Source organism: Streptomyces sp. NPDC093225, from assembly GCF_044753805.1.
Taxonomy (GTDB): domain Bacteria; phylum Actinomycetota; class Actinomycetes; order Streptomycetales; family Streptomycetaceae; genus Streptomyces.
This window is the reverse complement of record NZ_JBIVNX010000009.1, coordinates 45,866-63,417: the sequence shown is the minus strand read 5'-3', so window position 1 is coordinate 63,417 and position 17,552 is coordinate 45,866. Positions and strand designations below refer to the sequence as shown.

Below are 17,552 nucleotides of genomic sequence, written 5' to 3'. Positions count from 1 at the left end.
CGAAATTCACCGCTCTCCGGACGGACGCTTCTTGACGCGCCGTCTCATCGACTTCCATCCAAGCCCGGCCCGCTTCCAGCCGAACCTCGGCTGCCGCATGGCGAGCGCCGCGCGCGCCGCCGGCTCCTCACGCGCGAACGCGATGAGCAACCCGACGGCGAACATGGTCGGCAGCAGGGCCGACCCTCCGTAGGAGAACAGCGGGAGCGGGACACCGGCGATCGGCAGCAGACCGAGCACCGCACCTACGTTGATCACGGCCTGGGCCGTGACCCAGGTGGTCACCCCTCCCGCGGCGTACCTCACGAAGGAGTCCTCCGTGCGTCCGGCCACGCGGATACCCGCATAGCCTAGAGCCGCGAACAGGGCCAGCACCGACAGCGTCCCCGCCAGTCCCAGTTCCTCCCCGGTGATGGCGAAGATGAAGTCGGTGTGGGCTTCGGGCAGTTGTCCCCATTTTTCCACACTGGCGCCGAGACCGGAACCGAACCATCCACCGGAGGCCAGGGCGTAGAGTCCGTGCACGGCCTGCCAGCACAGGTCGCCCTTGCCCGGATCGGTCGCACCGAGGCAGGCGAGCCGGTCCATCCGGTGCGGGCTCGTCTTGATGAGGACCGCCACGATCAGGCCGGCCAGCCCGAGCACGCCCACGAAGAGCCGGGTCGGCGCTCCCGCCAGCCACAGCAGGCCGAACAGGATGGCCGTGAGGATCATCGCGGTGCCCATGTCCCCGCCGAGCATGATCAGCCCGAGGAGCAGGAACGCCACCGGGATCAGCGGCACCAGGAGGTGCTTCCACTGGGTCAGCAGGTCCTTGTCGCCCTTGCGGGCCAGCAGGTCGGCGCCCCACAGGATCAGCGCCAGCTTGCCGAACTCGCTGGGCTGGAGCATGAACGGGCCGCCCAGCGAGATCCAGTTCTGGTTGCCGCCGACCGAGACCCCTATCCCGGGGATCTGGACCAGCACCATGAGGAACACGGTCGCGGCCAGCACCGGGTAGGAGAGCGCCCGGTGCAGCTTCACCGGCATCCGGGAGGCCGCCAGCAGCAGTCCGGTGCCGAGCAGGGCGGCGAAGAGCTGTTTCTGGAAGAAGTACGAGGCCGGCAGGCCCTTCTGCAACGCCGTGATCATCGACGCCGAGTAGACCATCACCAGCCCGAGGACGGTGATGAGCAGCGCGCTGCCGAAGATCAGGTAATAGGCCGTGAGCGGCCGGTCCCAGGTGCGCCGCAGCTGCCGGTAGGTGGTGCGGACCCGCTCGAGGGGACCGCGCCCGGACGGCTTCCGGGGTGGCCCGGAGCGCACCGGACGCCTGCGGCCGAGGGTCCTGGGCGCCTTGGGCGCCGAGGGGCGCCGCCCGGCGCCCACCGCCACGCGCTGCATGTGTCTGTTCCCCTCCACTCGTACGAGCAGCCGGCCGGACAGACCTGTCGCCCGGGCCCCTACGCGGTTTCGGCGGCCAGTTCGCGCACGGCGTCGGCGAACGCGTCGCCGCGGGTGCCGTAGTTCGCGAACATGTCCATCGACGCGCAGGCCGGGGCCAGCAGGACCGTGTCGCCGGGCTCCGCGAGCCGGGCCGCTTCCCGGACCGCGGCAAGCATCGCCCCAGTGTCGGTCCGGTCGAGGTCGACCACCGGGACCTCGGGCGCGTGTCGCGCGAGGGCTCCCCGGATCAGCTCCCGGTCGGCGCCGATGAGCACCGCGCCGCGCAGCCGCCCGGCGGAGCCCGCCACGAGCTCGTCGAAGGTCGCGCCCTTGGCGAGACCGCCGGCGATCCACACGATGGACTCGTAGGCCGCCAGGGAGGCCTCGGCGGCGTGGGTGTTGGTGGCCTTGGAGTCGTCGATGTACGTGACCCCGGCGACCTCCGCCACGTGCGCGATCCGGTGCGCGTCGGGGCGGAAGTCGCGCAGCCCGTCGCGGACGGCGCGCGGCTCGACTCCGAAGGCGCGGGCGAGCGCGGCGGCGGCCAGGGCGTTGGCGACGTTGTGCGGGGCCGGCGGGTTGACGTCCGCGACCTCGGCGAGCTCCTGGGCGTGCTTCTGCCGGTTCTCGACGAAGGCGCGGTCGACGAGGATCCCGTCCACGACGCCGAGCATCGAGGGGCCGGGGGCGCCGAGGGTGAAGCCGATGGCGCGGCAGCCGTCGACGACGTCCGCCTCCTCGACGAGGTGCTCGGTGGCCTTGTCGGCGACGTTGTAGACGCAGGCGACCGTGTTGCCCTCGTAGATGCGGCCCTTGTCGGCGGCGTACGCCTCCATGGAGCCGTGCCAGTCGAGGTGGTCGGGCGCGAGGTTGAGCACCGCCGCGGAGTGGGCGCGCACGCTGGGCGCCCAGTGCAGCTGGTAGCTGGAGAGCTCGACGGCCAGGACGTCGTACCGCTCCTGCCCCTGCACCACGTCGATGATCGGGGTGCCGATGTTGCCGACCGCGGCGGTGCGCAGGCCGGCGGCGCGCAGGATCGAGGCCAGCATCTGGGTGGTGGTGGTCTTGCCGTTGGTGCCGGTGATCGCCAGCCACGGGGCCGCGTCCGGGCCACGCAGCCGCCAGGCGACCTCGACGTCGCCGATGACCTCGACCCCGGCCGCCGCGGCGGCCTCGAACAGCGGGCTGGAGGGCTTCCAGCCGGGCGAGGTGACCACGAGGTCGGTGCCTTCGGGGAGGCTGTCGGCGTCCCCGAGGCGTACCGCGATGCCGGTGGACCCGAGCTCGGAGGCGCGGGTGCGGTGCGCCTCGCTGTCGCCGCCGTCGACCACGGTGACGCGTGCGCCGAGGCCGGCCAGGGCGCGGGCGGCACTGATGCCGCTCACGCCGAGGCCGGCCACGGTGATGTTCATGCCCTGCCAGGAGGTCACTTGTCGGCTGCCCATCCCGCGTAGAAGAGGCCCAGGCCCACGATGACGCACATGCCCTGGATGATCCAGAAGCGGACCACGACGAGGACTTCCGACCAGCCCTTGAGTTCGAAGTGGTGCTGGAGCGGTGCCATCCGGAAGACGCGCTTGCCGGTGAGGCGGAACGAGCCGACCTGGATGACCACCGACAGGGTGATGAGGACGAACAGGCCGCCCAGCAGCGCGAGCAGCAGCTCGGTGCGCGAGCAGATGGCCAGGCCGGCCAGCGCGCCGCCGAGGGCCAGCGAGCCGGTGTCGCCCATGAAGATCTTGGCGGGCGAGGTGTTCCACCACAGGAAGCCGAAGCAGGCACCCATGAGGGCGGAGGCGACGATCGCGAGGTCCAACGGGTCGCGCACCTCAAAGCAGGCGGCCGGGTTGGTCAGGGTCTCCGCGTTCGCGCAGGACTCCTGGTACTGCCAGACGCCGATGAACGTGTAAGCGCCGAAGACCATCACGGACGCACCGGTGGCCAGGCCGTCGAGGCCGTCGGTCAGGTTCACGCCGTTGGACATGGCCAGGATCATGAACAGCGCCCAGACCACGAACAGCACCGGTCCGACGGCCCAGCCGAAGTCGGAGACCCAGGACAGCTTGGTGGAGGCCGGGGCCAGCCCGCGGGCGTCCTTGAACTGCAGGGCGAGCACCGCGAAGGCGATGCCGACGATCAGCTGGCCGGCCATCTTGGCCTTGGCCCGCAGACCCAGCGAGCGCTGCTTGACGATCTTGATGTAGTCGTCGAGGAAGCCGACCAGGCCCATGCCGGCCATCAGGAAGAGCACCAGCAGACCGGAGAAGGTCGGCTGGCTGCCCGTGATCACCTTCGTCAGGCCGTACGCGGCGAGCGTGGCCAGGATGAAGGAGATGCCGCCCATGGTGGGCGTGCCCTTCTTGCCGGCGTGGCCGCGCGGGCCGTCGTCCCGGATGAACTGGCCGTAGCCCTTGCGGGCCAGCAGCTTGATGAGCAGCGGGGTGCCGATGATGGTGAGGAACATGCCGATGACACCGGCGAACAGGATCTGCCTCATCGGCCGGCGACCTCGCCCTCGCCCTGGAGCAGCGCCAGCGCCACCCGCTCCAGACCGACCGACCTGGAAGCCTTCACCAGCACGACGTCTCCCGGGCGCAGTTCACTGCGCAACAGGTCGACCGCCGCCTGCGCGTCGGACACGAGCACCGACTCCTCACCCCACGAACCCTCGTTATATGCGCCCAGTTGAAGCCAGGACGCTTCCCTGCCCCCGACTGCGACGAGCTTGCCCACGTTGAGCCGGACGGCGAGCCGTCCGACCGCGTCGTGCTCGGCGAGCGACTCGTCACCGAGCTCGGCCATTCGACCGAGCACCGCCCACGTACGACCCCCCTTCGCCCTGGCGGCGCCGCCCATCGCGGCCAGCGCGCGCAGCGCGGCCCGCATGGACTCGGGGTTCGCGTTGTAGGCGTCGTTGACGACCGTCACGCCGTCGGCGCGCTCGGTGACCTCCATCCGCCAACGGGAGAGCGTGCCCGCACCGGAGAGCGCGGTGGCGATCTCGTCGACGGACATGCCCAGCACGTGGGCGACGGCGGCCGCGGCGAGCGCGTTCGACACGTGGTGCTCACCGTACAGCCGCAAGGTCACGTCGCTGCACCCGGTGGGTGTGTGGAGCGTGAAGGAGGGCCGTCCGTCGGGCGTCAGCCGGACTTCGCTGGCGCGTACGTCGGCGTCGTCGGCCTCCCCGAAGAAGACGGTACGGGCCTGCGTCCGGGAGCTCATGGCGCGGACGAGCCCGTCGTCGGCGTTGAGCACGGCGACGCCGCCGTCGGCGGCGGTCGGCAGGGCCTCGACCAGTTCGCCCTTGGCCTGGGCGATCTGCTCGCGGCCGCCGAACTCGCCGATGTGGGCGGTGCCCACGTTCAGGACGAGGCCGATCCGGGGCGGGGTCAGGCCGGTGAGGTACTTGATGTGGCCGATGCCGCGGGCACCCATCTCCAGGACCAGGTGGCGGGTTTCCGCAGTGGCCTTGAGCGCGGTGAGGGGCAGTCCGATCTCGTTGTTGAGCGAGCCGGGGGTCCACACGGTCGGCGCGTGGTGCTGCAGGACCTGGGCGATGAGGTCCTTGGTGGAGGTCTTGCCGGCCGAGCCGGTGAGGGCGACCACGTCGGTGCCCAGCCGGGCGACCACGGCACGGGCGAGGGCACCGAGGGCGACCTCGACGTCGGGGACGACGACGGCGGGAACGCCGACGGGCCGGGCGGCCAGTACGGCGGCGGCCCCGGCGGCGATCGCGCGCTCGGCGTAGTCGTGGCCGTCGACGTGTTCACCCGCGAACGCGGCGAACAGACCGCCGGCTTCGACCTCGCGGGAATCGATGACGACGGGACCGGTCACCGTGACCGACGGATCCGGTATGTCGTGCGTACGCCCGCCGGTGAGGTCGGCGATCTCGGCGAGGGAGAGGGCGATCACTGTTTCACCTCGGCCTGTCGGGACTGCTCGTCGGACTGGGTGCGGGCCCGCTCGATCGCGGCCCGCAGCACCTGGCGGTCGTCGAAGGGGCGGACCACGCCGGCGGTGTCCTGGCCCTGCTCGTGGCCCTTGCCGGCGACGAGCACGGTGTCGCCCGCCCGTGCGCGGGCCACGGCCGCGGCGATGGCGGAGGCCCGGTCGGCGTCGACGAGGACCTCGCCGCGCTCGGCGGCGGGGACGGAGACGGCGCCCTCGAACATCGCGGCGAGGATCGCGAGCGGGTCCTCGGAGCGCGGGTTGTCGGAGGTCAGTACGGCCGTGTCGGCCAGGCGCGCGGCGGCGGCGCCCATCGGGGCGCGCTTCGTCCTGTCGCGGTCGCCGCCGCAGCCGATGACCACGTGGAGCTTGCCCTCGGTGACCTCGCGCAGGGCGCGCAGGACCGACTCGACGGCGTCCGTCTTGTGCGCGTAGTCGACCACGGCGAGGTACGGCTGCCCCGCGTCGACCCGCTCCAGCCGGCCCGGGACGCCGGGTACGGCGGCCACGCCGTCGGCGGCGGTCTGCGGGTCGATGCCGGCGGCGGCCAGGGTGACCACGGCGGCCAGGGTGTTGGCCACGTTGAACGGGCCGGGCAGCGGCGCGGTGGCGCTGACCCGCACGCCGCCCGGGCCCACGATCGTGAGGGCGGAGTCGACCGGGCCGGAACGGACGTCCTCGGCACGCCAGTCGGCGCCCGGGTCGCCCGCCACGGAGAACGTGACAACCGGGATCGCCGACTCCTTCGCGAGCCGGCGGCCGTACTCGTCGTCGACGTTGACCACGCCGAGCTTGGCGCGCCGCTCGGTGAACAGCTGCGCCTTGGCCTGGAAGTAGTCCTCCATGTCGGAGTGGAACTCCATGTGCTCCGGGCTCAGGTTGTTGAAGACGGCGACGTCGAAGACGCAGCCGTCGACCCGGCCGAGCACGAGGGCGTGGCTGGAGACCTCCATCGCGACCGCCTCGACCCCGCGCTCGCGCATGGCGGCGAACAGGGCCTGGAGGTCGGTGGCTTCCGGCGTGGTGCGCTCGGACTTCACGCGCTCGTCGCCGATGCGCATCTCGACGGTGCCGATGAGCCCGGTGCGGCGGCCGGCGCCGCGCAGGCCGCCCTCGACGAGGTACGCCGTGGTGGTCTTGCCGGACGTACCGGTGATGCCGATCTGCAGGAGCCCGGTGCCGGGGCGGCCGTAGATCTCGGCGGCGAGCTCGCCCATCCGGCCGCGCGGGTCCTCGACGGCGAGGACCGGCAGTCCGGTGGCGGCGGCGCGGTCGGCGCCCGCCGGGTCGGTCAGGACCGCGGCGGCGCCCAGCGCGGCGGCCTGCGCGGCGAAGTCGGCACCGTGCACGTTCGCGCCCGGGAGGGCGGCGTACACGTCACCGGGGCGCACGGCACGGGAGTCGTGCGTGATGCCGGTGATCTGCACGGCGTCGGCCGGGGCGCCGGGGGCTCCGAGACCCAGCAGCTCCGCGAGCGCGCCCAGGGGTGTCGGGCGGGCGTGTGCGGGCCGGGGCGGTCCCGGCGGCGCTGCCGGGGCGGCTTTCTGGGCGGTTCTGGGCTGATCAGCGTGGGGCACGGCGGTGAGCGTACCGGGCGCTGCGGGCCCGCCGGGAATCGAGGTGCCTGGGGCGCCGTGGTTCCCCGGGTCCGGGGTGATGGTCGTCACTGGTGGTGCCTCGCGCTTCTGGTCCGCTTCTCGTCGCCGGCCGGGCGGTCCGGCCGGCCGGGTCTCACCGGCTCGGGCGGCCGGGGGTGAAGGTGGTCGGCAGGTTCGCGGGAGCGGTGCCGGTGGGGGCGATCTGGAGGCTCTTGAGGGCGAACTCCATGACCTTCTTGTAGATGGGGCCGCAGATCTGGCCGCCGAAGTGGCTGCCCCGCGTGGGGTTCTGGATGGCGCAGTAGACCGTGATCCGGGGCTTGTCGGCGGGGGCGAAGCCGGCGAAGGACGCCGTGTAGCCGTTGTAGCGGCCGGTGGCCGGATCCACCCGGTTGGCCGTGCCGGTCTTGCCGCCGACGCGGTAGCCGGGGATGCGGGCCTTGGTGCCGGTGCCCTCCCGGTCGTCGACCACGGACTCCAGCATGGTGGCCAGCGTCTTGGCGGTCTCCTCGCTGATCACGCGGGTCTTCTGGGGCGCGGGGGCCGCGGTGAAGCGGCCGTCGGGGCCCTTGTAGCCGCGTACGAGGGTGGGCTGGATGCGGACGCCGCCGTTGGCCACGGTCGAGTACACGGACGCGGCCTGCATGGCGCTGAGGGAGAGGCCTTGGCCGAAAGGGATCGTGAACTGCTGCGAGGTGGACCACTCGGAGGGCCGGGCCAGGATGCCGCGGGTCTCGCCGGGGAACTCCAGGCCGGTGGGCTGCCCGAGGCCGAAGCGGGTCAGGTAGCCGTACAGGGTCTCGTTCACGTCGGCCTGGGTCTTGCCGAGCTGCCCGGTGGCCAGGATGGTGCCGATGTTGCTGGACTTGGCCAGGACGCCGTTCAGGGTCAGGAACCAGGTCGGGTGGTCGATGTCGTCCTTGAAGAGCCGGTCGCCGCGGTGCAGCCGGTTGGGGACGGTGACCTGGGTGAGCGGGCCGGCGACCTTCTCCTCCAGCACGGCGGCCATGGACAAGACCTTGGCGGTGGAGCCGGGCTCGTACGCGTCCTGCAGGGCCGCGTTGCCCATGGCGGCGGACCGCGCCTTGCTGAGGTCGTTGGGATCGAAGCCGGGGGCGTTGGCCATCGCCAGCACCTCGCCGGTCTGCGTGTCCTGGACGACGACGTACCCGCGGTCGGCCCCGGACGCCCGTACCTGCTCGGTGATCGCGTCCTGGGCGGCCCACTGGATGTCACGGTCGATGGTCAGCTCGATGTCGGAGCCGGGCACCGCGGGCTTCTCGCGCGAGCCGGCGGTGGGCACGCGGCGGCCGCCGGACTGGGCGTAGCGCAGTTCGCCGTCCTTGCCCGCGAGCCGCTCGTCGAGCTGGGACTCCAGGCCGCCGGCGCCCTTGCCCTCGGCGTTGACGTAGCCCAGTATCCCGGCGGCCAGGTCCCCGTTGGGGTACACGCGCTTGCTGCTGGGCTCCTGGAACACGCCCGCGAGGACGTTCGCGCCGGGGCCGCCGGCCCGCTTGTCGGTCTGCGCCTTGTCGGCGAAGACGCGCTTGAGGTCCTTGATCTGGTTCCAGACCTGGGGGGTCTGGCGACGGGCCAGGACCACGTACCGGGACTTGGGGGTCTTCAGGCGGGCGGCCAGGTCGCCGGCGTCCTTGCCGAGCATGGGGGCGAGCAGGGCGGCCGCCTGGGCGGGGGCGTCGGGGGCGCCGCTGCCCTTCGGCGTGAACATCGAGGGGTCCGCGGTGATGTCGTAGGCGTCCACGCTGGTGGCGAGCGCGATGCCGCGGCGGTCGGTGATCCTGCCGCGCTCGGCGGCGATGGTGTAGCTGGCGTAGCGGTTCTTCTCGGCCTGCGCGGAGTACTCGGCGGCGTCGACCGCCTGGACCTGGAGCAGTCGTACGACGAACGCGGCCATCACCAGCGTCAGGCCCAGGCTGACCAGCCGGAGCCGGGGCCGGGGGCTGCCCAGCCGGATCGTGTGCGGGGCGCGGTCGGGGGCGGCCGGGCGGGGCCGGCGCGCCGTGGGGCGGGCGGAGGGGCGGCGCTCCCCGGGCCGGGGGCGGGCGGGGCCGGGCACGCGCCGCCGCGGGGGTTCCTTGGGGCTCACGGGTCACCTGCCGGGAGTCGGTGCGGGCTTCGTGACGGGGCTCGGATCGGTGGCGGGGGCCTGGGACGGCGGGGCGGGCGGGACGGCCTGCGCGGCCGGGTCGGCCTGGGTGGCGGGGGCGGTGGGCCGCGCGGCGGGGCTCGGGACGCCGCCGACCTTGCCGTCCGGGCCGAGGAAGACGGGGCTGCCGCCCGCGACCAGGCCGAGCCGGCGGGCCTGGCGTTCGAGGGCGTCGGGGGCCGAGTAGGAGTCGACGTCGCGCTGCAGGGCCTGCTGCTCGTCGGTGAGGGAGGTGGTCTCCTTCTTGAGCCGGCTGAGCTGGAAGGAGCCCTCGTTCAGGGCGGAGTTCAGCAGCAGCAGGGTGATCAGGCCGCCGCCGAGCAGGGCCACGACCAGCAGGACGAACGGGGTGCGGGCGGCCTGGGCGGCCGCGCCCTTGGCAGCGCCGGCGCCCTGCCCCTTCCGGCCCGGCCGGGTCGCCGGGCCGCTCCGCCTGATCACCACACGCGCCTCCCGGTCACACGCGCCTCCCGGGACGTCGCGGACGCGGTCCGGGCCTCACAGGTTCTCCTCGCGGATGCGCTGGGCGCCGCGCAGCCGGGCGGGGGCGGCCCGCCGGTTCTGCGCGACCTCCTCCTCGGTCGGCAGCTCCGCACCGCGGGTCAGCAGCTTCAGCTTGGGCTGGTACTTCTCCGGTACGACCGGCAGTCCGGGCGGCGCGGTGCTCGCGGCGCCGGCCGCGAAGACGGTCTTGACCAGGCGGTCCTCGAGGGAGTGGTACGACAGCACGGCGATCCGGCCGCCCACGGCCAGGGCCGCCACCGCGGCCGGGATCGCCCGCTCCAGGACCGCCAGCTCCCGGTTGACCTCGATGCGCAGCGCCTGGAAGGTGCGCTTGGCCGGGTTGCCGCCGGTGCGCTTGGCGGCCTGCGGGAGGGCGTCGCGGATCAGCTCGACGAGCCGGGCGCTGTTGCTGAAGGGTTCCTTCTCGCGCTCGCGGACGATCGCCGAGACGATCCGCTTGGCCTGCTTCTCCTCGCCGTAGGCGCGCAGGATGCGGACCAACTCGCCGGCCGGGTACGTGTTGAGGACCTCGGCGGCGCTCATGCCGGTGCTCTGGTCCATGCGCATGTCGAGCGGGGCGTCCTGGGCGTACGCGAAGCCCCGGTCGGCCTCGTCGAGCTGCATGGAGGAGACGCCGAGGTCGAACAGGACGCCGTCGACGCGCGGGATGCCGAGCCGCTCCAGCACCTCGGGCAGCTCGTCGTACACGGCGTGGACGAGGGTGGCGCGGTCGCCGAACGGCGCGAGGCGCTCGCCCGAGAGCCGCAGCGCCTCCTTGTCGCGGTCCAGGGCGACGAGGTGGACCCCGGGGAACTGCGTGAGCAGGGCCTCGCTGTGGCCGCCCAGGCCCAGGGTGCAGTCGACGACCACCGCCCCGGGTCGTTCCAGGGCCGGGGCCAACAGGTCCAGGCACCGCTGGAGCATCACCGGGACGTGGCGGGTCTCGCTCAATGCACCCTCTCAGGTAACGGCGCGGCCTGCGGGTACATGGCCGTACGCGCCGCGCACGCGGGGGGATTACTCGTGCGGCCGGTGCCGCGGGCGGGGCCCGGGGTACCGGCCGGTTCGCGTCACTTTAGTCCACGGGTGCGCGGGATCGGGGCACCGGCCCGCGCGTCGTGCGCCCCGGTGCAGCCAACCCGACACATGCCCCGCACCACTCGAACGGGCCAGGTCGGGCCGTCCCTGTGGGTTACCTCACAACAAGGTTCGTTGACCGGCTTTGTCCACCCTCACACCTGCTGCGCTCGAGCGTGAGCACTAACGTCGTAGGCATGACGACATCCGCATCCCTGCCGACAGAGTCCGCACCCTCGACGCCCGGCACCGTCATCAACCGCCTCGTCGAGGCGAACCGGACGTACGCCGAGGGCTTCACCGACCCCGGCATGGACGCCAAGCCTGTCCTGCACGTGGCCGTCGTGGCGTGCATGGATGCCCGACTCGACCTGCACAAGGCGCTCGGCCTCCAGCTCGGCGACTGCCACACGATCCGCAACGCGGGCGGCGTGGTCACCGACGACGTGATCCGCTCGCTCACCATCAGCCAGCGCGCCCTGGGTACCCGCTCGGTGATACTCGTCCACCACACCGGCTGCGGTCTGGAGAGCCTGACCGAGGACTTCCGCCACGACCTGGAGGAGGAGGTCGGCCAGCGCCCGGCCTGGGCCGTCGAGGCCTTCCGCGACGTCGACCAGGACGTCCGCCAGTCCATGCAGCGGGTCCGCACCAACCCCTTCCTCCTGCACACCGACGACGTCCGCGGCTTCGTCTTCGACGTGCACACCGGCCTCCTGCGGGAGATCGACCCGGCTGCCTGAGGGGCCGGTCCCCCCTCCCCCGCCCGGGAGGGGAAACCCCGGGCACGTGACAGCAGGGCGTCGCGCCGTCAAGAATGCGGGGTGACGCCTGCCCGGAACCCCTTCCGGCGGACGTCCGTGAGTTCGCGGTGGGCCGGTGATGCGCAAATGGGCGTTCGGCCCGTGAAAGGGCCGAGGAGGGCCGGGTGACGACCTTTGACGATCGAGCGAGCCTCGCTGATCTGACCAGCACCGCCGAGCGGGTGCGCGGGTCGGTGGAGCGGGTGATCGAGGGCAAGCCCGAGGTCGTGCGGCTTTCGCTGGTGGTGCTGCTCGCCGAGGGGCACCTGCTCATCGAGGACGTGCCGGGCGTCGGCAAGACCATGCTGGCCAAGGCGCTGGCGCGGTCCATCGACTGCTCGGTGCAGCGCATCCAGTTCACCCCGGACCTGCTGCCGTCCGACATCACGGGCGTCAGCATCTGGGACCAGCAGCGCCGCGAGTTCGAGTTCAAGCCCGGCGCGATCTTCTCGCAGATCGTGATCGGCGACGAGATCAACCGCGCCTCGCCCAAGACCCAGTCCGCGCTGCTCGAATCGCTCGAGGAGCGCCAGGTCACCATCGACGGCGAGACGTACCCGCTGCCCAGCCCGTTCATGGTGGTCGCCACCCAGAACCCGGTGGAGATGGAGGGCACCTACCCGCTCCCCGAGGCCCAGCGCGACCGCTTCATGGCCCGCGTCTCGGTCGGCTACCCCAGCCCCGAGGCCGAGCTGCGGATGCTCGACGTGCACGGCTCGGTCTCCCCGCTGGAGGACCTGCAGCCGGTGGCGCACGCGCACGACATCGTCAAGCTCATAGAGGCGGTGCGGGAGGTGTACGTCGCCGAGCCGGTACGGCGCTACGTCGTCGACCTCGTCGCCGCCACCCGCAACCACCCCGACCTGCGCCTGGGCGCCTCCCCCCGCGCCACGCTGCACCTGCTGCGCGCGGTCAAGGCCTCCGCCGCCCTCGCCGGCCGCGACTACGTGCTCCCCGACGACGTGCAGGCCCTGGCCGCCCCGGTGCTCGCGCACCGTCTGCTGCCCACCGCGCAGGCCCAGCTGAACCGGCGCACCGCCGAGCAGGTCGTCGCCGACGTCCTCCAGCGCACCCCCGTGCCCAACGCCGCCGTGCGCAGCCAGGCCACCGCGCCCCGGTTCCAGGAGCAGGCGTTCGGCGAGCGGTCCCCGGGCGGCCGGGGCTACTGATGGCGAACGGAACGCGTCCGTCCGACGGGTCCGGCCGGGACGGGCTGCGGGCCGCGCTGTCCGGCCTGACCACGCGGGGCCGCTCCTTCCTGGCGGCCGGCGTGGCGGCCGGGGTGTGCGCGTACGTGCTGGGCCAGCCCGACCTGCTGCGGGTCGGGCTGCTGCTCGCCGCGCTGCCGCTGCTGTGCGCGGTCGCGCTGCACCGCACCAAGCACCGGGTGGCCTCGACCCGCGTGCTCAGCCCGGGCCGGGTGCCGGCGGGCGCCGAGGCCCGGGTGCAGCTGCGCATGAACAACGTCTCGCGGCTGCCCACCGGTCTGCTGATGCTGCAGGACCGGGTGCCGTACGTGCTCGGGCCCCGGCCCCGCTTCGTGCTGGACCGGGTCGAGGGCGGCGGCCGCCGGGAGGTCTCGTACCGGGTGCGCTCGGACCTGCGCGGCCGCTACCCGCTGGGGCCGCTCCAGCTGCGGCTGACGGACCCCTTCGGGCTGGTGGAGCTCACCCGCTCGTTCACGGCGTACGACACCCTGACGGTCATACCGCGCACCGAGCCGCTGCCCGCGGTGCGGCTGGCCGGCGAGGCCTCCGGGTACGGCGACGGCCGGCAGCGCTCCCTGGCGCTGGCCGGCGACGACGACGTCATCCCGCGCGGCTACCGGCACGGCGACGACCTGCGCCGGGTGCACTGGCGCTCCACCGCCCGCTACGGCGAACTGATGGTGCGCCGCGAGGAGCAGCCGCAGCGGGCCCGGGCCACCGTGCTGCTGGACACCCGGCGCATCGCCTACCAGGGCGCGGGCCCGGACTCGGCCTTCGAGTGGGCCGTGTCGGGCGCCGCCTCGGTACTGCTGCACCTGCTGGAGCGCGGCTTCTCGGTGCGGCTGCTGACGGACACCGGCGACGCGGTGGGCGGCGAGGGCGCGGGCAGCTTCTCCGCCGGCGGCCAGGAGTCGGCCGCGGCGGCCGGGATGATGATGGACATGCTGGCCGTGGTCGGGCACTCCGACGGGGCCGGGCTCTCGCGCGCGCACGACGCGCTGCGGGGCGGCGAGGAGGGGCTGCTGCTGGCCTTCCTCGGCGACCTGGACGACGCGCAGGTGGAACTGGCGGCGAAGCTGCGTCCGCGCACCGGCGCGGCGGTGGCCTTCGTGCTGGACCCGGCGGCCTGGGCGGGCGAGGGACCCGGCAGGAGCGCGGGCGCGGTGGAGGGACGGCTGCAGCGGCTGCGCGAGACGGGCTGGACGGCGGTCGCCGCGCTGCCCGGCGCGCCGTTCGCGGACCTGTGGCGGCAGGCGGGGAACGCCCCCGCGGGCCGCGGTACTTCGGGGGGTTGGGCATGAGCAGCCGGGCGAGACTGACGCTGTGCGCGCTGGCGGCCACACTGCTGACGGCCGGTTCGCTGCTGCCGCTGGTGCATCCGGCGACCTGGTTCCCGCAGGCCGTGGTGCTGGTCGCGATCCAGGCCGGGGTGGGGATGGGTGCGCGGCGGGTGCCGCTGGCCCGGTCGCTGACCCTGGTGGCGCAGGTGCTGGTGTCGCTGCTGCTGCTGACGCTGCTGTTCGTCGGCGAGCACGCGCTGTTCGGCGTGCTGCCCGGACCGGCCGCGGTGCGGGACTTCGCCGACCTGTACGAGCAGGGCGCCACGGACATCGGGCACTTCGCGATGCCCGCCCCGCTCACGGACGGCATCCGGCTGATGCTGCTGACCGGCGTGCTGGTGATCGGGCTGCTGGTGGACGTGCTGGCGGTCACGTTCCGCACGGCGGCGGCGGCCGGCCTGCCGCTGCTGGCGCTGTACTCGGTGGCCGCCGGGCTCTCGCAGGGCGGGGCGGACTGGCTGTGGTTCCTGCTGGCCGGGGCCGGGTACCTGCTGCTGCTCCTGGCCGAGGGCCGGGACCGGCTCTCGCAGTGGGGCCGGGTCTTCGGGGGCGCCCCGAAGGGCCGCAGCAACGCCGGGCTGACCGCGGGCGGGGGCGCGGTGGCGCCCGTACGGACGGGGCGGCGGCTGGGCGCGCTGGCGCTGGGCGTCGCGCTGCTGGTGCCGGCCGGCCTGCCGGCGCTGGAGGGCGGTCTGCTGGGCGGCACGGGTCCGGGGGACGGCGACGGGCTGGGCGGCGGGACGATCTCGGCGGTCAACCCGCTGGTGTCGCTGCAGAGCAGCCTGAACGTGCCCGAGGACAAGGAGGTGCTGCGCTACCGCACCGACAGCGGCCGGACCACCGAGCAGTACCTGCGGATCGTGGCGCTCGACGAGTTCGACGGGCAGTCGTGGAAGACCTCGGAGCGGGAGATCACGGCGGTGCCGGACCGGCTGCCGAACCCGCCGGGGCTGAGCCCGTCCACGCCCACGCGCGAGGTGCGCACCAGCGTGTCGGCGGCCGGCTGGTACGCGCAGACGTACCTGCCGATGCCGTACCCGGCCACGCAGGTGGACGTGAAGGGCAAGTGGCGGTTCGAGCCGGTGGGCCGGACGCTGGTGGGCGACCGCGGGCAGAGCACGCGGGGGGCGCAGTACACGGTGCGCAGCCTGCAGCTGCAGCCGACGGCGCAGCAGCTGGCCGGGGCGCCGCGGCCGCCGGCGGAGCTGCTGGCCGAGTACACCCAGGTGCCGGAGAGCCTGCCGGAGTCGGTGGAGCGGACGGCGCTGGAGGTCACCAAGGGCGCCCGGACCGACTACGAGCGGGCGGTGCGGCTGCAGGACTGGTTCGCCGAGAACGGCGGGTTCACGTACACCACCCGCGGCAGTTCGGGGTCCGGGACGGCGGCGATCGCCCGCTTCCTGAAGGACAAGCAGGGCTTCTGCGTGCACTTCTCCTTCTCGATGGCCGCGATGGCGCGCACGCTGCGCATCCCGGCGCGGGTGGCGGTGGGCTTCACGGCGGGCTCGCAGCGGGCTGACGGCAGTTGGTCGGTGGGGCTGCGGGACGCGCACGCCTGGCCCGAGCTGTACTTCGAGGGGGTGGGCTGGACCCGGTTCGAGCCCACGCCGTCGCGCGGCAGCACCCCCGCGTACACCCGGCCCGACCTGCCCTCCGCGCAGCCGTCGGACCCGGCGGCGGAGGTTCCGGGGCGGACGGACGCCCCGGCGCCGGCACCGTCGAAGGCCGATCAGTGCCCGGACCAGCTGCGGCGGTTGGGCGAGTGCGGCGGGGCCACGGCGGGCGTGGCCGCGGACCGGGGCGAGGACGGTCCGTCGTTGCTGTCGGTCGTGCTGGTGGTGCTGGCAGTGCTGGTGGTGGCGGGGCTGCCGCTGCTGCCGATGCTGTGGCGTTCGCGGGTACGGGCCCGGCGGCTGGCCTCGGCGGATCCGCTGGAGGCCTGGCGGGAGCTGGGCGACGCGGCCTGGGACGTGGGGATCGAACCGGACGAGGCGCTGTCGCCGCGGGGTGCGGCGCGGCGGATCGTGCGGCTCGGCGGGCTGGACGTGGTCGCGGCGGAGAGCGTGCACCGGGTGGCCGGGGCGGTGGAGCGGACGCTGTACGCGCCGGCTCCGGCACCCGGCGGCGGTGCGCCCGGCGGCGGTACGGCGACACTGGCCCGGCCGGCCACCGCCGCGGGAGCGGACCTGGCGGCGGACGTGTCGGCGGCCGCCGCGGCGCTGCTGGTCGGCGTCGGCGGACGCACGCGGCTGCGGGCCCGGCTGGCGCCGCGGTCGGCGGTGCGGGTGCTGTGGGCGGCGCAGGTCCGGTGGGGCGCGGTACGGGCCCGGCTGCGGGCGCGGCTGCCGGAGCGGGTGCGGTCGCTGACCGGGCGCTGAGGGTCCGGTCGCCGACCGGGCGCTGAGGGTCCGGTCGCCGACCGGGCCGGGAGCAGCCCGGACCGGAGGTGGCCCGGACCTGGAGTCGCCCGGCTCTGGAACGCGAAGAACGCCGGTGCGGTGAGGCTCGATCCCCCCGAGCCCCACCGCACCGGCGTTCTTCCGGTCCTACGGACCGTTTCCCCCTCCCGGAGGCGTGGTCGGCGCTCTCCGGGACGCATTCGAGGGCCCGATCCGCTCCGCCGCCCCGTGTCGGCGGCGCGGTTCGGGCTCCCCTTCCGCTGGGTCCACTCTCCCGTCCATCCGGGTGCGGGCCCATCCGCGTACCTACTCATCTGTGCGTCTAGGTACGGATACTCAGTTCTACGTGCCCGGACCCGGCCGGAACGACCGCCGACCGGGTCCATTCGGAACGTTTTGGTCCGCTTCCTGGGGCGTGGCCCCTACGCTCCCGACGCCGGGCTGCCGGTGCCCGAGACCCGGCCGCGCAGCAGCAGCGACAGGGCCGAGTGCACGTCGTCCAGCGACCGTTCGCGCTGGAAGGACTGCCAGTCGAGAGCCGCCACCAGCACCATGCCGACCAGCGCGGCCGCGGTCAGCTGCACGTCGATCTCCGCGCTCAGCTCGCCCCGTTCGACGCCCTCGCGGAGCACCGACTCGACGACGGCCACGGCCTCGCCCCGGACCACCATCAGGGTCGGCTGCCAGGTGCGGTTCGTGCGCCAGAGCTCGGCGACGTACAGCTGCGTGAAGGCCGGGTAGGCGTCGATGAAGACCAGGCCGGCCCGGATCATCTCGTCCAGCGCCTCGACGCTGCCGCCGCCGCGCCGGCGGACCTCCTCGGCCGCGGACCGCAGCGAGGCGGTCAGCAGGCCGACGCCGTGCCGCAGCAGCTCCTCGAAGAGGACGGTCTTGCTGGCGAAGTTGTAGTAGACGGTGCCCTTCGCCACTCCCGCCCGCTCGGCGATCTCGTCCACCGTGGTGGCGGAGAAGCCCTGTTCGGCGATGAGCGTGACGGCGGCCTCGTAGAGCTTCTGCCGCGTCGCCTGGCGGCGGGAGGTGCCGCCGGTGTCCGTGCTGCTGCTTTCCATGGCGGTG

At 73.7% G+C, this 17,552-nt stretch carries 13 protein-coding genes; 4 read left to right on the top strand and 9 right to left on the bottom strand.

The window, feature by feature from the left end:
• Positions 1-6: 6 nt before the first annotated feature.
• The 8 genes from ftsW to rsmH form a co-directional block, all read right to left on the bottom strand.
• Entirely contained in the window at positions 7-1,383 is a 1,377-nt protein-coding gene (ftsW, locus tag ACIQCH_RS11080; protein ID WP_402580293.1) for a putative lipid II flippase FtsW, read from the bottom strand.
• A 59-nt stretch (positions 1,384-1,442) separates the two neighbouring features.
• Positions 1,443-2,870: a UDP-N-acetylmuramoyl-L-alanine--D-glutamate ligase gene (gene murD, locus ACIQCH_RS11075; RefSeq protein ID WP_402580291.1), complete on the bottom strand. Its 1,428-nt coding sequence runs from the start codon at positions 2,868-2,870 to the stop codon at positions 1,443-1,445.
• Positions 2,852-3,922, bottom strand: a complete 1,071-nt coding sequence (gene mraY / locus ACIQCH_RS11070) for a phospho-N-acetylmuramoyl-pentapeptide-transferase (RefSeq protein ID WP_402580289.1) — start codon at positions 3,920-3,922, stop codon at positions 2,852-2,854. Before mraY ends, murD begins: the two co-directional genes overlap by 19 nt.
• Positions 3,919-5,343 carry a UDP-N-acetylmuramoyl-tripeptide--D-alanyl-D-alanine ligase gene (gene murF / locus ACIQCH_RS11065; RefSeq protein ID WP_402580287.1) on the bottom strand — a complete coding sequence of 475 codons (1,425 nt, stop codon included), beginning with the start codon at positions 5,341-5,343 and terminating at the stop codon, positions 3,919-3,921. Before murF ends, mraY begins: the two co-directional genes overlap by 4 nt.
• Positions 5,340-7,046: a UDP-N-acetylmuramoyl-L-alanyl-D-glutamate--2,6-diaminopimelate ligase gene (locus ACIQCH_RS11060; RefSeq protein ID WP_402580285.1), complete on the bottom strand. Its 1,707-nt coding sequence runs from the start codon at positions 7,044-7,046 to the stop codon at positions 5,340-5,342. The genes murF and ACIQCH_RS11060 overlap by 4 nt, the downstream gene beginning before the upstream one ends.
• A 64-nt stretch (positions 7,047-7,110) precedes the next feature.
• On the bottom strand, positions 7,111-9,084 hold the full coding sequence (locus ACIQCH_RS11055) for a peptidoglycan D,D-transpeptidase FtsI family protein (RefSeq protein WP_402580282.1): 1,974 nt from the start codon (positions 9,082-9,084) through the stop codon (positions 7,111-7,113).
• A 3-nt stretch (positions 9,085-9,087) separates the two neighbouring features.
• Positions 9,088-9,585, bottom strand: a complete 498-nt coding sequence (locus ACIQCH_RS11050; RefSeq protein WP_402580478.1) for a septum formation initiator family protein — start codon at positions 9,583-9,585, stop codon at positions 9,088-9,090.
• Between the two features lie 57 nt (positions 9,586-9,642).
• A complete protein-coding gene (gene rsmH / locus ACIQCH_RS11045) occupies positions 9,643-10,599 on the bottom strand; it encodes a 16S rRNA (cytosine(1402)-N(4))-methyltransferase RsmH (protein ID WP_402580280.1) in 957 nt (318 codons plus the stop codon).
• Between the two features lie 323 nt (positions 10,600-10,922).
• On the opposite strand from rsmH, the gene ACIQCH_RS11040 reads away from it, so the two are divergent.
• The 4 genes from ACIQCH_RS11040 (at position 10,923) to ACIQCH_RS11025 (ending at position 16,454) form a co-directional block, all read left to right on the top strand.
• Positions 10,923-11,468, top strand: coding sequence for a beta-class carbonic anhydrase (locus ACIQCH_RS11040; protein ID WP_402580278.1), 546 nt, complete (start codon positions 10,923-10,925; stop codon positions 11,466-11,468).
• 185 nt (positions 11,469-11,653) lie between these two features.
• Positions 11,654-12,697, top strand: a complete 1,044-nt coding sequence (locus ACIQCH_RS11035; protein ID WP_402580276.1) for an AAA family ATPase — start codon at positions 11,654-11,656, stop codon at positions 12,695-12,697.
• Positions 12,697-14,037 (top strand): DUF58 domain-containing protein, encoded by a 1,341-nt coding sequence (locus ACIQCH_RS11030; protein WP_402580274.1) that lies wholly within the window; start codon positions 12,697-12,699, stop codon positions 14,035-14,037. The genes ACIQCH_RS11035 and ACIQCH_RS11030 overlap by 1 nt, the downstream gene beginning before the upstream one ends.
• Complete coding sequence (locus ACIQCH_RS11025) at positions 14,034-16,454, top strand: transglutaminaseTgpA domain-containing protein (protein ID WP_402580272.1); 2,421 nt, start codon at positions 14,034-14,036, stop codon at positions 16,452-16,454. Before ACIQCH_RS11030 ends, ACIQCH_RS11025 begins: the two co-directional genes overlap by 4 nt.
• Before the next feature lie 443 nt (positions 16,455-16,897).
• Here the strand turns inward: ACIQCH_RS11025 and ACIQCH_RS11020 are convergent, their stop codons facing one another.
• The gene (locus tag ACIQCH_RS11020; protein ID WP_402580270.1) at positions 16,898-17,545 is read right to left on the bottom strand and encodes a TetR/AcrR family transcriptional regulator; all 648 of its coding nucleotides are present in this window, start codon (positions 17,543-17,545) and stop codon (positions 16,898-16,900) included.
• Positions 17,546-17,552 lie beyond the last annotated feature (7 nt).

Excerpts from the sequence above, each read along its gene's own strand:
- ftsW (WP_402580293.1), bottom strand. The coding sequence starts at position 1,383 with ATGCAGCGCGTGGCGGTGGGCGCCGGGCGGCGCCCCTCGGCGCCCAAG.
- ACIQCH_RS11040 (WP_402580278.1), top strand. The coding sequence starts at position 10,923 with ATGACGACATCCGCATCCCTGCCGACAGAGTCCGCACCCTCGACGCCC.
- ACIQCH_RS11025 (WP_402580272.1), top strand. The coding sequence starts at position 14,034 with ATGAGCAGCCGGGCGAGACTGACGCTGTGCGCGCTGGCGGCCACACTG.
- mraY (WP_402580289.1), bottom strand. The coding sequence starts at position 3,922 with ATGAGGCAGATCCTGTTCGCCGGTGTCATCGGCATGTTCCTCACCATC.
- murD (WP_402580291.1), bottom strand. The coding sequence starts at position 2,870 with ATGGGCAGCCGACAAGTGACCTCCTGGCAGGGCATGAACATCACCGTG.
- ACIQCH_RS11030 (WP_402580274.1), top strand. The coding sequence starts at position 12,697 with ATGGCGAACGGAACGCGTCCGTCCGACGGGTCCGGCCGGGACGGGCTG.
- ACIQCH_RS11020 (WP_402580270.1), bottom strand. The coding sequence starts at position 17,545 with ATGGAAAGCAGCAGCACGGACACCGGCGGCACCTCCCGCCGCCAGGCG.